This is a genomic window from Pseudomonas cedrina subsp. cedrina (assembly GCF_001983175.1).
In the GTDB taxonomy this organism is placed as follows: domain Bacteria; phylum Pseudomonadota; class Gammaproteobacteria; order Pseudomonadales; family Pseudomonadaceae; genus Aquipseudomonas; species Aquipseudomonas cedrina.
In genome coordinates this window covers 146,578-160,808 of sequence record NZ_MNPW01000012.1, presented here as the reverse complement: position 1 = coordinate 160,808, position 14,231 = coordinate 146,578, and the positions used below count along the sequence as shown (strand labels likewise).

11 protein-coding genes are annotated in these 14,231 nt (G+C 63.9%); 2 read left to right on the top strand and 9 right to left on the bottom strand.

The features are described from left to right. Positions 1-2: 2 nt before the first annotated feature. The 5 genes from BLL36_RS23510 to BLL36_RS23485 all read right to left on the bottom strand — a co-directional run bounded on the left by BLL36_RS23510 (position 3) and on the right by BLL36_RS23485 (position 7,236). Positions 3-716, bottom strand: a complete 714-nt coding sequence (locus tag BLL36_RS23510; protein ID WP_076953994.1) for a GntR family transcriptional regulator — start codon at positions 714-716, stop codon at positions 3-5. Between the two features lie 966 nt (positions 717-1,682). After that, the gene (locus BLL36_RS23500) at positions 1,683-2,936 is read right to left on the bottom strand and encodes a thiolase family protein (protein ID WP_076953993.1); all 1,254 of its coding nucleotides are present in this window, start codon (positions 2,934-2,936) and stop codon (positions 1,683-1,685) included. Continuing rightward, on the bottom strand, positions 2,933-4,816 hold the full coding sequence (locus tag BLL36_RS23495; protein ID WP_076953992.1) for a feruloyl-CoA synthase: 1,884 nt from the start codon (positions 4,814-4,816) through the stop codon (positions 2,933-2,935). Before BLL36_RS23495 ends, BLL36_RS23500 begins: the two co-directional genes overlap by 4 nt. A gap of 62 nt (positions 4,817-4,878) precedes the next feature. Further along, positions 4,879-6,327 carry an aldehyde dehydrogenase gene (locus tag BLL36_RS23490; RefSeq protein WP_076953991.1) on the bottom strand — a complete coding sequence of 483 codons (1,449 nt, stop codon included), beginning with the start codon at positions 6,325-6,327 and terminating at the stop codon, positions 4,879-4,881. A 78-nt stretch (positions 6,328-6,405) separates the two neighbouring features. Continuing rightward, positions 6,406-7,236, bottom strand: a complete 831-nt coding sequence (locus tag BLL36_RS23485; RefSeq protein ID WP_076953990.1) for a p-hydroxycinnamoyl CoA hydratase/lyase — start codon at positions 7,234-7,236, stop codon at positions 6,406-6,408. A gap of 212 nt (positions 7,237-7,448) precedes the next feature. On the opposite strand from BLL36_RS23485, the gene BLL36_RS23480 reads away from it, so the two are divergent. Then, entirely contained in the window at positions 7,449-7,940 is a 492-nt protein-coding gene (locus BLL36_RS23480; RefSeq protein WP_057722560.1) for a MarR family winged helix-turn-helix transcriptional regulator, read from the top strand. Position 7,941: 1 nt separating this feature from the next. Here the strand turns inward: BLL36_RS23480 and BLL36_RS23475 are convergent, their stop codons facing one another. Beyond that, complete coding sequence (locus tag BLL36_RS23475) at positions 7,942-9,258, bottom strand: OprD family porin (protein ID WP_076953989.1); 1,317 nt, start codon at positions 9,256-9,258, stop codon at positions 7,942-7,944. Positions 9,259-9,565: 307 nt separating this feature from the next. Between BLL36_RS23475 and mhpT the strand changes: the two genes are divergently transcribed. Continuing rightward, positions 9,566-10,798 (top strand): 3-(3-hydroxy-phenyl)propionate transporter MhpT, encoded by a 1,233-nt coding sequence (mhpT, locus tag BLL36_RS23470; RefSeq protein WP_076953988.1) that lies wholly within the window; start codon positions 9,566-9,568, stop codon positions 10,796-10,798. Here mhpT and BLL36_RS23465 read toward each other — a convergent pair. The 3 genes from BLL36_RS23465 to BLL36_RS23455 all read right to left on the bottom strand — a co-directional run bounded on the left by BLL36_RS23465 (position 10,776) and on the right by BLL36_RS23455 (position 14,094). Then, positions 10,776-11,723, bottom strand: coding sequence for a SphA family protein (locus tag BLL36_RS23465; RefSeq protein ID WP_076953987.1), 948 nt, complete (start codon positions 11,721-11,723; stop codon positions 10,776-10,778). The genes mhpT and BLL36_RS23465 overlap by 23 nt on opposite strands. A gap of 82 nt (positions 11,724-11,805) precedes the next feature. Next, positions 11,806-12,573, bottom strand: coding sequence for a coniferyl-alcohol dehydrogenase (locus BLL36_RS23460; protein ID WP_076953986.1), 768 nt, complete (start codon positions 12,571-12,573; stop codon positions 11,806-11,808). A gap of 45 nt (positions 12,574-12,618) precedes the next feature. Beyond that, positions 12,619-14,094, bottom strand: a complete 1,476-nt coding sequence (locus BLL36_RS23455) for a benzaldehyde dehydrogenase (protein ID WP_076953985.1) — start codon at positions 14,092-14,094, stop codon at positions 12,619-12,621. Positions 14,095-14,231: the final 137 nt, after the last annotated feature.

Sequence of the window (14,231 nt, the reverse complement as noted above, 5' to 3'; positions counted from 1 at the left end):
TGTCACGACGCGGGCAAGATCACCTTCATGCGCGCGTCGGCGGTGGCCGAGCTGAAGATCTCGGCATAGCGCAAGGTCGCGTTGGCGTGTTCGCGCATGATGGCTTCGGCCCGCGCGCCCTGGCGATTGACCAGGGCGTCGAACACCGAATGGTGCTGCATGTGGGCATAGTTGAAGCGGCGGTATTCGCGGGCCATGTCCTCGCGGTCCACCGCCAGCGCCGTCACCGAGGCGAACGGCAGGTGGTCGTTGCGCGCCAGGGCGTCGGCAATCGCCGGGTTGTGGCTGCCTTCGACGATCACTTGGTGAAAACGCATGTTCAGGTCGTGATAGATCTCGAGGTCGTCCTCGGTCACGTAACCCTTGTCGAACAGTTGATCGCCTTCGACCAGGCAGCGCTCCAGTGCTCTGCGCGCCTCGTCGGACAAGCCGCGCTCGGCGGTCTGGCGCGCCGCCAGGCCTTCGAGCACACCCCGCACTTCGACCGCGCCCGCGATGTCGCTGGGGCTGACCGAACGCACCTGATACCCGCGCCCGCCGAACGGCACCAGCAACCCTTCCTGCTCCAGGGTACGAAACGCCATGCGTACGGGCATGCGCGACACGCCAAAGCGTTGCGCCGTGGGAATTTCCATCAGGCGCTCGCCCGCCACCAACTCGCCGCTGGCGATCATCTTGCGCAGTGCAACCAGCACCAATTGACCGGGTTTACTCATCCAGGCAACTTCCAGAAAACATGGGCCGCCATAGTACCGCAAGCCTGCGGTCCCGTCAGACGAACGCCAGAGCCAGAGCCAGAACAGACTGAGGTCTACCTGATGTATGGAATCAAAATGTGGGAGGGGCTTGCCCTAATGCCGTTCAGTTAAGCAAACGCAATGCTCAAAGCAACGAAGATCAAATGTGGGAGCTGGCTTGCCTGCGAAGACGTCGGCCCAGCAAACATTGATGTTGACTGGCCCAGCGCTATCGCGGGCAAGCCCGCTCCCACAGGGTATCTGCGCTTAACTGAACGGCATTAGGGCTTGCCCCCGATGGCGGCCTCGGGGCCGACCAGGGTGTTGGATCAGACTGAGTACATATCCGTTTCTGCGGTAACGGCTGCTATGGGTTCCGCCCTTACGGCGGCTCACTTTTGAAAAGCGCAAAAGTAAGCAAAACGCTCTTGCCCCACCACTCGGCGCCTCGCTTAGGCTCGGCGTGCCCTCTCTCCGGCTTGAATCCGTGGGCCGCCGCAATGGGCCATCCATGGCCCAGTGCGGCTAACCCGGCGTCCTGCCGGGTTGCCCACGGATTCAAGCCTGCGTTCGGCCAGCGTGGTTTAACGGGGCGCCTAAGATCAAGAGCAAGATCAAGAGCGACTCGCTTCGCATCGTGGTTACGGTTGAGCGCTACAGAGTTGTGTAGATACCTATGCCCCGATGAGGAGTGTCAGTGAATGCATTTGTTACTGACCCACTGCCATCGGGGGCAAGCCCTAATGCCGTTCAGTTAAGCGCAGATACCCTGTGGGAGCGGGCTTGCCCGCGATAGCGGTGGGCCAGTCAACATCAATGTTTGCTGGGCCGACGTCTTCGCAGGCAAGCCAGCTCCCACATTTGATCTTCGTTGCTTTGAGCATTGCGTTTGCTTAACTGAACGGCATTAGGGCAAGCCCCCTCCCATATTTAGATCGCGCGGTGTCAGTTAGATAGTCGCCGACTCCAGGCAGGATTCTCGATCAATAACGCCATCCCCTGCCCTCCACCCACACACGCAGCCGCAATCCCATAACGCAAATTGTGCCGACGCAGTTGCCGGGCCAGGCTCATGACCAGGCGCAGGCCGGTGGCGGCCAACGGATGCCCGAGGGCAAGGGCGCCGCCCTCGACGTTCAGACGGGTGCTGTCCAGCGCCAGCTCCTCGGCCACCGCCAGCACTTGGGCGGCCTGGGCTTCGTTGATCTCGAAGCGGCCGATGTCGCTCAGGTTCAGCCCGCTGCGCTGCAACAGCAAGCGGATCGCCGGTGCCGGGCCGATGCCCATGTACTCCGGGGCCACCCCCACCACCGCGCTGGCCACCAGCCGCGCCAGCGCCGGGCGCGAGCAGTCAGCGATGCGCCCGACCAGTGCGGCTGCCGCACCGTCGACCACGGCACAACTGTTGCCGGCGGTTTGCACGCCGTCGGCATGAATGGCACGCAAACGCGCCAGGGCTTGCAGATCGGTGGGCCGTGGATGGCTGTCCGCGCTGACGGCTGCGGCTCGGTGCGCCAGGTTAATCCCCCTTGGTTGATACCCTTCGAGTGCGAAGACTTGGCTGTCCACCGCCACGATCTCCTCCACCCAGGCGCCCTCGCGTTGCGCCTGCAGGGCACGCTGATGGCTGTCGCAGGCATACCGGTCCACCGCCTCGCGGCTCAGGCCATAACGGCGCGCCAGGTTATCGGCGGTGGCGATCATGTCCACGCCGGGAGCCGGGTCGTACAGCGCCTCCCAGAGAAAATCCTTGAATTGCACCTCGCCCCCCAGACGGAACCCGCCCCGGTGGGTGTAGGCGGCAATCGGGTTGCGTGACATCGACTCGGCGGCCACGCACAACGCCAGTTGCACCTCGTCGCGCAGTTGTTCCGCGGCCTGGCGCAACAGTTCGAAACCGGTGGCGCAGATGCGCTGCACCCCCAGCGCCGGGACCGATTGCGCCACCCCGCTGTACAAGCCGATATGCCGTGGCAGCAAATAGGCATCGAAACTGGCCTGGGCCATGGAGCCGGCCAGTACGCTGTCCACCGCCTGCGCTTCGACACCGGCCCTGGCCAGTACTTCACGGCCGACCTTGATCCCCAGGTCGATGGGCGACACCTGGGACAGCGCCCCGCCGAGATCGACCCAGGGCGTGCGCACCGCGTCGAAAATCGCCGCATCGGCAAACGCCGTGTACTGCCCGGCGCCTTTCACAGCTTGGGCCCGGCGCGCAGGATGGTCGGGTCTTCACCGCGATACAGCGCCTCGACCTTGGCCGCGCGCCATTGCAACACCGCACGCTGGTTGATCGAGCCTTTGTCGGTGATTTCGCCACGGTCGATGGACGCCGGTTCGTCGAGCACGGCGATCCATTCCAGGCGACTGGCATTGCCGGTGGCCTCGCGATTGAGCCGCTGCAACCAATCGCCGAACCACTGGCGCACCGGCGCGCTGGCGAGTACCTCGGCGTCACTGGACTCGGCACCCAAGCCCGCCAGCCGGCGGCACTCGTAGAGCCTGGGGAAGACCAACGCGCCCAGGCATTCGCGGTCCGGCGCGGCAATCACCAAATCCTGCACATACGGCGAGCCTTCGAGCACCGCGCGATTACGCATCGGGCCGACGCTGACAAACACCCCGGAAGACAGCTTGAAGTCCTCGGCAATGCGCCCGTCGAACATCAGCCCCAGTTGCGGCTGCTGAGGATCGGCGAGCTTGATCGCATCACCGGAACAGTAGAAACCCTGCTCATCGAACACTTCGGCGGTTTGCTCGGGCGCCCGCCAGTAGCCCGGCATGATGTGCGGCCCGCGAAAACGCCCTTCGAACTTGCCGTCCAGCGGCACCAGGCGCACCTCGCAGCCCGGTGCGGGCAAGCCGATGTAGCCGGCCATCGACAACGGCCCGGTGGTGAAGGTGCAGGACGGCGCGGCTTCGGTCATGCCCAGCCCGGCCATCATGCGGATGCGCTCGCAGCAATGCAGCTCGGCCACGCGGTCGAGGCGATCCCAGACACTTTGCGAGAGGCCGGCGGCGGCGAAAAAAAACAGCTTCATCCGCGCGAAAAAACGCTCGCGCAGCTCGGCGTCCTGTTCCAGGGCGTTGACCAATTCTTCCCAGCCCTTGGGCACGGTCAGGTAGGCGGTGGGCGAAATCTCCTTGAGATTGCGCAGGGTTTCGGCAATGCCCTGGACGGTGGGCTTGCCATCGTCGAGGTAAAAGGTGCCGCCGTTGTAGAGCACGATGCCGACGTTGTGGCTGCCGCCGAAGGTATGGTTCCACGGTAGCCAGTCCACCAGCACCGGCGGCTCTTCGCCGAACACCGGAAACGTCTGCAACAGCATTTGCTGGTTGGCGCAGAGCATGCGCTGGGTGGTGATCACCGCCTTGGGCAACTTGGTCGAGCCCGAGGTGAAGAGAAACTTGGCGATGCTGTCGGGGCCGGTGGCGTTGAACGCCGCTTCGGCCTCGGCGCCAGCCGGTGTTTGCAGCAGGCTCGCAAAGCTGACCTGGGAGCGCCCGGCCACTTGGCCGCGCACGCTGATCAGAGGCGTGTCGGCCGGCAACACGGCGTCGATGGCGCGCTGGTACACCGCCGCATCGCTGACGAACACCAGCCCCGGTTGCAGCAGGTCGCACACATGCCGCAGCTTGGCGAAATCCTGGGACAACAACGAGTACGCCGGCGACACCGGGCAATAGGGGATGCCGGCGTACATTGCGCCGAGAGCTACCTGCAGATGCTCAATATCGTTGCCCGACAACAGCGCCAGCGGCTTGTGCGCCGACAGCCCGTAACCGAGCAAGCCCTGGGCAATCGCGCGCACGCTATCGAGCATCGCCCGGTAGCTGATATGGCGCCACTCGCCGTCAGCCTGGCGTGCGGCGATAAACGTCTGCTCGGGCCGTACCCGGGCCCAATGCACCAGCCGGTCGAGCAAGCGCGGCGGCAGCGCGGCCAATGGCTCCAGGGAACGCATATGCAGCACGCCCTGTTCTTCAGTGACTTCGACCGGCGCGTGGCCGATAGACACCGCGCGGTATCGCGGCGGCGGCTGCTCGGGCCGGGCTTGCGGTCTGAATTGGGAACTCACAGGGATGTCCTCCACAAAGGCGGATCAATGCCGCCTTGTTATTGTTATGTCGCGGCGCCTGCTCAGATCGGGTAGTGCCGTGGCCCGTTCTGCAAGGTCACCCAGCGCAATTGCGTGAAATGCTCGATCGCAGCCTTGCCGCCAAAACTGCCGTAGCCGCTGGATTTGACCCCGCCAAAAGGCATCTGCGCTTCGTCATGCACGGTCGGGCCATTGATATGGCAAATGCCCGATTCCACCCGTTGCGCCAGGGCCAGGGCACGTCCGGTGTCGCGGCTGAAGATCGCCGCCGACAGGCCGAATTCCGAGTCATTGGCCAAGCGCAGCAGCGCCTCATCACCCTCACCGCGCAGCAACACCGCCACCGGACCGAAGGACTCTTCGCGGTACAGGCGCATGTGTTCGGTGACGCCGTCGATCAGGGTCGGCTGCAGAATGCTGCCGTCCAGTTGCCCACCCGTCACCAGCCGTGCGCCTTTGCTCAGCGCATCGTCGATCAGAGCCCTGATGCGCACACCGGCGCTGGCATCCACCAGGGAACCCAGCACCGAATCCGGCGCACCGGGATCACCCGCGTGCAGGGTCGCGACCTTCGCCGCCAGCTTGGCGACAAACGCATCGGCGACCTTGGCGTCGACAATCAGGCGTTCGGTGGACATGCAGATCTGCCCCTGATTGAAGTAGGCGCCAAAGGCTGCCGCCGCTACGGCCGCATCCAGGTCGGCGTCGTCGAGTACCAGCAGCGGTGCCTTGCCGCCCAGCTCCAGCAAGGCCGGCTTGAGGTGACGCGCCGAGAGTTCACCGACAATGCGCCCCACATGGGTCGAACCGGTGAAATTGACCCGGCGCACCGCCGGGTTGGCGATCAGCCGTTCGACGATGGCGGCGGCATCCGCCGGGGCATTGCTGATCACATTGACCACGCCATCGCCCAGGCCGGCGTCCTGCAACACCTGGCCGATCAGACGGTGCACCGCCGGGCTCAACTCCGAAGCCTTGAGCACTACCGTGTTGCCACACGCGAGCGGCATGGCGATGGCGCGGGTGGCGAGGATGACCGGGGCATTCCACGGCGCGATGCCCAGCACCACGCCGCACGGCTGACGCAAGGCCATGGCGAAACTGCCGGGCACGTCGGAGGGGATCACGTCGCCGGTGATCTGAGTGGTCATCGACGCCGCTTCGCGCAGGATATTGGCCGCCAGGCGCACGTTAAAGCCATACCAGTTGGCCATGGCGCCGGTCTCGCCGGCGGCGGCGATAAACTCGGCGCTGCGCGCCTGCAATTGCTCGGCCGCCACGAGCAAGCGGCTGCGGCGCTCGTTGGGCGCCAGCGCGGCCCAGGCGGGAAACGCGGCCTGGGCCGCGGCCACGGCGGCATCGGCATCTTCCAACGTGGCGGCGGCCACCCGCGAGACCACTTCACCGGTCACCGGGTTGCGACGCTCAAAGGTTCGACCGTCGCGGGCGGGGCACGACTGGCCGCCAATCAACAGGGGCACGTCCAGCATGGTGATTCCTCTTTAATTGTCTTTATCGGGAATACGTTCAGCTTCGTTTACAGCAGCGCGGCCGAGAGGCCGCGTATTTCAGCGTTTATACGCCTGCAGGCCGGGCTTGATGCTCTTGTCGTCGAGGAACTGCTTCATACCCTGCTCGCGACCGCCTTCGGTGTCGAGCAGGCGCGACTGGTCGAGCTTGGCGTAGAGGTAATCCTCGTTCTGCTCCCAGGTCAGTTCGCGGCAACGCTTGAAGCCATGCTTGGCCGCGCGCAGCACCACCGGGTTTTTCTCCAGCAGGTTACGCGCCAGTTCGATGGTCACTTCGCGCAGTTGGGCCAAGGGCACGCTCTCGTTGACCAGCCCCATTTCGGCGGCTTTGCGCCCGTCAAAGGTCTTGCCGGTCATGATGTAGTACAGCGACTGACGATGGCCCACGGTGTCGGCCATGGCCTTGCTCACCAGGTTGCCCGGCGGGATGCCCCAGTTGATCTCGGAAAGGCCGAACGTCGCTTCATCGGCACAGATCGCCAGGTCGCACGCCACCAGCGGGCTGAAGCCGCCACCGAAGCACCAGCCATTGACCATGGCGATGGTCGGCTTGGCGTACATGCGCAGCAGTTTCCATTGCCATTGCGAGGCTTCGCGGCGGATTTTTTCCTGGAGGATTTCCGGGCCGGCGTCCACTTCGCGAAAGTATTCCTTGAGGTCCATGCCGGCGGTCCAGGCTTCACCGGCGCCGGTCAGCACCAGCACGCCGGCGGCCGGGTCCTGCTCGAGGGTTTCCAGCACATCGATCATTTCCCGGTTGAGGGTCGGGCTCATGGCGTTGCGTTTTTCCGGACGATTGAGAGTGACCCAGGCGATGCCTTCCTCGATCTCGACTTTGACGGTGGTCCAACGGCCTTCGTAATTGCTCATGGCGGTACGCTCTTGTTCTGGTGTGAAGATGATTCGAAATTAAACCGCAAATATAGTTATGTCAATTAACTATTAATTCAGATAACCAATATTTTCCAGGGTAAACCGCTGTGTTTTTCAAACTGCGTAAAAAACCGGCATAGCCATGACGCGGCAACCCCGGCAAACTGGATAGCCTTCTTAACCTCAACTTTCCAAGGACTGCACTGCCCATGGCCAAACCTTCCACCCTCGCCGCCGCCAGCCAGGCCCTGCCCGACAATGACGAGGGTCGGCCGCCGCTGGATTCGGCCCTGGACGATCTGATCGGCTACGCCATGCGCCGCGCACAGCTCAAGCTGTTCCAGAACCTGATCGGCCGGCTGTCGGACCACGACCTGCGCCCCGCACAGTTCTCGGCCCTGGCGATCATCGAGCAGAACCCCGGGCTGATGCAGGCCGACCTGGCCCGCGCCCTGGCCATCGAGCCACCCCAGGTGGTGCCCTTGCTCAACAAGCTGGAAAGCCGCGCACTCGCTGTGCGCGTGCGGTGCAAACCGGACAAGCGCTCCTACGGGATTTTCTTGAGCAAACCCGGCGAAGCCCTGCTCAAGGAACTCAAGGCCATTGCCGCGCAAAGCGACCTGGACGCCACCGCAGCCCTGGACGTCGAGGAACGTGCGGAGCTGCTGCGCTTGCTCAAGAAGGTGTATCAGGACGGATGATCTACCAGAGCGCCACGGTGTACAGCACCAGAAAGCGGGTCTGGTTTTCATCGCGAAAGGCCGCGCCGCCGGGGAAGTCGTTGCGGTAGATCGACTTGCGCGCCATCAGCCCGACGTTTTTCAGCGGGCCACTCTGGATCACGTAGCCCAGCTCCATCTGGAACTCGCGCTCCTTGCGATCCTCGGCATTGAAGGCCGCCAGCTCAATGTTGTCGCCGCGCACATAGCGCAGCCGGGTCTTCAGGCCCGGCACACCCGATGCCGCAAAATCATAGTCATAGATGGCCTGCCAGGTGCGCTCCTTGGCGTTGAGGAAGTCCGAACTCATGGTCAGTTCGCTCATGCCCATCAACTCGGTCCCGGAGATATAGGGCGTGGCCGTTTCCCCGCTGGAATGCATATAGCCCAGGCTGACCCGGTGCCCGCCCAGGCGGTAGCCGAACAGCGCCGAGAGGTTGCGGTTATCCACCTCGCCGGCCTTGGCGCTGCCGTCCTCGCGGCTGAAGAAACTGCGCAGGTCGCTGGTGAGCACACCATCGCCCAGCGCCAGGTTGTGCAGCAATGCCAGGGTGTCCTGCTGGTAAAGGTCCGCCACCTCGGCGTGGTACACGCGCAGGCTTAAGTCCTTGTTGACCTGATAATCGCCGCCCACATACGCCAGGTGCGAGGTGGTGGCCGTGGCATTGAATCGCCGGTTGGGCGAGGCGATGGTCATGGCCTGGTAGTCGGTGGAATCGCGCTTGTTGATGCGGTCGATATAGCCGGTATTGAGGGTCAGGCCATCAATATCCTTGGAACTCAACGTGGTGCCGCGAAAAGTCTGCGGCAGCAGGCGCGACGGGCTGGCGAAGGCGAATGGCAGGAAGATCGACACGTCGCCGGCCTTCACGGTGGTCTGGGCAAACCGCAGCTTGGCCGTCGGCGCCAGGCGCGAGTATTCATCGGCGGCACGCTTGTCGCTGGCCGACACCGGCAATAGCTCGGTGCCGCTGCGGTCCGGCGACGAGTCGAGCTTGACCCCCATCAGCCCGCGCACATCCAGACCAAAACCCACGGTGCCAGGGGTGTACCCCGATTCCAGGTTGAGGATGAACGCCTGGGCCCATTCCCGGGCGGCGGTCTTGGCGCCGTCGTCCTTGTAGTCACGGTCCAGGTAGTAATTGCGCAGCGTCAGGGTGCCATGGCTGTCGTCGATAAACCCCGCCGCCCACGACGGGGCGGGCAGGACACTCAATATCAGCAGCGCGCTGATCAGGCATGGAATGCTGTTCGACACACAGCAGGCCGCCGCGACGGCGTCCGTGGGGAGTTTTGGCATGTTCAATGTCCATTTTTGTTGTTGTTTTTGAGGTGGCACGCGCTTGGCTCAAGCAGCTTCGCGAACAGAGAATGGAAACAGCAGGCGGCCGTCGTCAACTGCCACTGACCGATAATCGAACATTAATAAAATTATCTATTTTGCCTTTGTATACGGCCGTGAGTCCCAAACGGCTGAGGTAGACGGCTCCCTCGATGATTGTGTAGGCAGATTCTGCACCCTTCTTTTTATAGTTATATTTGTTATCTTAATTGCCAGCAGCCGGTCAGGCTTGCCACCACAACAAAAACAACAATGAGGTTTGCCCATGAACAGTCCATCGCGTCGTTCGACGCTGACGATCGCTTTGTGTTTTATCGTTGCGCTGATCGAAGGCTTCGACCTGCAGGCGGCCGGCACCACCGCTGCGGGGTTGCGCCACAGCTTTGCCCTCGACCCGAAAATGCTTGGCTGGGTGTTCAGTGTCGGGATTATCGGGCTGCTGCCGGGCGCGTTCTTTGGCGGCTGGATTGCCGACCGTATCGGCCGCAAGAAAATCCTGGTGATGGCGGTGCTGTTGTTCGGGCTGTTCTCCCTGAGCACCGCGTTTGTCGAAAACTATTCGAGCCTGCTGTTGGTGCGCTTCCTCACCGGCCTGGGGTTGGGCGCCGCGCTGCCCAACCTGATCGCCCTGTGCGCCGAAGCGGTCAGTGAGCGCAATCGCGGCACGGCCATCAGCGTCATGTACTGCGGTGTGCCGCTGGGCGGTGCATTGGCCGCCGTGGTGGCGATGTTTTCCAGTGAACACTGGCAAACCACCTTTATCATCGGCGGCCTCGCGCCCTTACTGGCCGTGCCGTTGATGATCCTGCTGCTGCCTGAATCCAACGCTTTTCGCCAACAGCTCGACAGCACGCCCGGCGCCCGCCCTTCCACCGGCCAGGCACTGTTCGGCGAGGGTCGCGCCCGCATCACATTGGCGTTATGGCTGAGTTATTTCTTCACCCTGACCGTGATGTACATGCTGCTCAACTGGTTGCCGTCGCTGTTGCTGGAACAAGGCTTCAGCAAACCCCAGGCGGGCATGGTGCAGATGCTGTTCAATATCGGTGGCGCCCTGGGTTCACTGCTCGGCGGCGTGCTGCTGGACCGCTGCAATGCCCTCAAGGTGGTGCTGTTCGTGTACGCCGGGTTGCTGGCCGCGCTGGCCGGTGTCGGACTGTCGGTGGGCATCGTGCCCATGGCCATCGCGGGCTTTGCCGCCGGCTTGTTCGTGATGGCTGCGCAACTGGTGCTGTATGCCAGTGCCCCACCCTCCTACCCCACCGCCGTGCGCGCCACCGGCGTCGGTGCGGCCGTGGCCATCGGCCGGCTGGGCTCGGTGGCCGGGCCGCTGGCTGCCGGGCAACTGCTGGCAGCAGGCGCCGGCACCACCGGCGTGCTGCTGGCGACTTCCCCCGGCTTGGTGATCGCCGCACTCACCATCATCAGCGTGATGGTGCGTACGGCGCCGCTGGACCTGCCCGGCACACAGACGTCTAGAACTGGTGCAGCCAGTTGAGCACCAGTTTGTCGCCCTGGGTGCGGTTTTGCGCCTGTTGCTCGAAGTACGCGTTTACCGACAGCACGTTTTCCTTGTTGAACGCATAGACCAGGCCTGGGCCGATGGCCCAGACCTTTTCTCGGCGCCCGCTCACCGCGTCACCATCGACCTTGGTATCGGTGATCTGCTTCAGCCAGTAGCCGTTCAACCCCACGCTCAATTGCTGGCTCACGGCATATTGCAGCGTCAGGTTGGCGTGCAGCGCCTGGCCGGCCTGGGTGCTGGAAACATCACCAAAGCCGGCCGCCGGTGCGTCGTTCTTGCCATTCCACAGGTACATGAAGCGCCCGCTGGTCGACCACGTTGGGCTGAACCAGTAGGTGGCCGCGTAATACGGGTTGAACGACCAGAAGTTGCTGCCAGGGTTGATCGAGCGCTTGCGGTCATAGGCGCCCACCGGCACCGCGATGTCGGCTTCGATGCGCTGGGCCAGCAGCGGGCTGCCGTCAGCGCGGCTCAAGGTCGGCAGTTGCAGGAAGGGCCCGACGATCACATCACCAAAGCCCGCACGGGAACTCAGCGCCGCGTTGTCCAAGCCGTCATCGACATCGACATGGGCCAGCGACGTATTGATCAGGGTAAAACCCGGCATCGCGCCGTTGGCCAGCGGTTGGCCCACATAGATGATCTGCGTGGTCGGCGCCACCACTTCCACGTCCTGTCTGGGCAAGGCCAGCTTGTGGCCGTTGGCATCGTTGAAGCGGCTGGCACGGGAGTACGTCAGGTATTCCTCCAGGTACCAACCGGGACCGGCGGGCGCGGGCGAACCGTCATAGAAACTGGTGCTGCCCAGGTTGAGTCCGGGCAAGTCGTAGGCGTAGGCAGTCGATGACAGCGCGACAAAAGTCGTGGCCGCCATCGCCCGCAAGATAGGCTTGGGCATCTTGTGTGTCCTGTATTTTTTGTTGTTATTCAAGATCCCCGGCGCGGCGGATCCGCACCGGGGCTTAACGCGGTTGCATCGCCTACACGTAGGTCGCCGCCAGCCCGCCATCCACCGGCAGGTTGACGCCGTTGACCCAGCGCGCGGCGTCCGAGCACAGGAAGGCGATCACCGACGCCACCTCATCGGCCAGGGCCGGGCGGATCATGCGTTGGCTGTCCTGGGCCACCCGCTCCGGCCCGAGCATGCTGACGAAGTCGCCTAGAATCGGCGTGAACACCGGCCCCGGCGCGACGCAGTTGATGCGCACCGAGTGGTCGCGGAACCAGCTTTGGGATTGCTGCAGGCTCCAGACGATCAGCGCCTCCTTGAAGTACTGATAACAGGTAGCCTGCTCGACCGGGTTGGCCGCCAGCCACTGCTGCCCGGCGCCGAAGTCCTGCGTGGCGGCCAGGGCCTTGTGCTGCTCCAGCCGCTGCGGCCACTGCGCCCCGAGGATTGACGCGACATTGACGATGCTGCCACCCGCCGGCATGCGTGGCAGCAGTGCTTGAGTGAGATGGCGCAAACCCAGGTAATTGACCTCGGCCACCGTTTGCGCCGGTGCCGTACCGGGCACGCCGGCAATGTTGCACAGCGCATCGACCCGCGCCGGCAGACGCGCCACCAGCGCATCGATGCTCCCGGGATCGCTCAGGTCGGCCTGGAAAAACCCATCCAGGGTCAACTGCGGTTCATGGCGATCAACGCCGATCACCGTGGCGCCCTGGAAGCGCGCCAATTGCGCCACTTGCGCGCCAATGCCGGAGGCAACGCCGGTGACGATCAGGGTTTTGTTGTGCAGGTGCATGTTCAAGCCCTCTTATTGTTGTATAGGCATGCGTGTGCCACGGGTTCAGAAGGGATAAGTCGGCGGCGTGTTTTTCACGGTGACCCACTGCCACTGGGTGTACTCATCCCAGTCGGCGGGCCCGCCCACGCTGCCGCCATTGCCAGACGCACCCCGCCCACCAAAGGGGTTGATGCATTCGTCTGCCACGGTCTGGTCGTTGATGTGCAGCAGGCCGCAGTCAAGCCGCTCGCCAATGGCCATGGCGCGCCCCACGGACGGCGAGAGGATGCCGGCCGAGAGACCGTATTCCGTGCGGTTGGCCAGTTCGATGGCCTCCTCGTCCGTGGCAAAGCTGACCACCGTGGCCACCGGGCCGAATATTTCATCCTCGAAGGCGCGCATGCCCGGCCGTACACCGCTGAGTACGGTGGGCCGGTAGAATAACTGGTCATATTCGCCGCCCGTCTCCAGCCGCGCGCCGGCCTGCAGGCTGTCGCTGACGATCTCGTGCACACGCTGCAATTGACGCGCGTTGATCAATGGGCCGAGTGCGGCCTCACCCCGGGCGGCATTGCCCACGGTCAGGGCCCGGGCCTTGTCCACCAGCTTGCGCGTCAGGCTGGCGGCAATGGATTCATGCACGAGTATCAAGCCGGTGGCCATGCAGATTTGTCCCTGATGCAGCCAGGCACCCCAGGCGGCGTTGCTCGCGGCCAGGTCGACGTCGGCGTCTTCGAGAATGATCAGCGGGTTCTTGCCGCCCAGCTCCAGCGCGACTTTTTTCAGGTGTCGCCCGGCCACCTCGGCGACTTTGCGCCCCGCCGCCGTGGAGCCCGTGAACGCGATCATCCGCACGTTGGGGTCGCGGCACAGCGCTTCGCCTGCCGGCGCGGCACCGGGCATTACCTGCAGCAGGCCCTTGGGCAGCCCAGCCTCCTCGAACAGCCGGGCGATGAGGAACCCGCCGCTGACCGGCGTTTGCGGATCGGGCTTGAGCACCACCGCATTGCCCGCCGCCAGGGCCGGTGCCACCGAGCGCAACGACAGCACCAAGGGAAAGTTGAACGGCGAAATCACCCCGACCACGCCATGGGGCTGGCGCCGGGCGTAAGACAAGCGCCCCGCCGCACTGGGCAGCACCAGCCCATGGGGTTGGGACAACAGGCCCGCCGCCTGATGCAGCAGCACAATCGCCTCGCGCACTTCGTGCTCGCCCTTGAACAGCGTTGCCCCGGTTTCCCGGGCAACATACAGCGCCAGTTCGGCAAATGACTGCTGGGCCTGGTCGGCGGCTTTGCGAAACACCTGCGCGCGCTCCCGTGGGCCGAGTGCGGCCCATGCCGGCTGGGCCAGGGCCGCGCTGCGGCTGGCCATGGCGATATCGGCCGGGCTGGCCATGGCGCAACGCATCAAGGGTTCGCCGGTGGCAGGTTCGATCACAGGGACCACGGCCCCCGAGGCGGGTATCCAATCGCCATTGAACAGGCATTCGGATTCAAGGGCCCGCTGTAACAGGTGGGTGGTTTCAGACACTGGCATGGCAACTCCCGGTTCTTGTAATTGTCATCGTCCGCACGCTGTGCAAACGCCGTATCAAGACTTCACAACCTCAAGAGCAAAGGCTGTGCCGTTTACGTGCCGGGACCCTGACATACGCTCTCGAGGGCTCTGGGCCG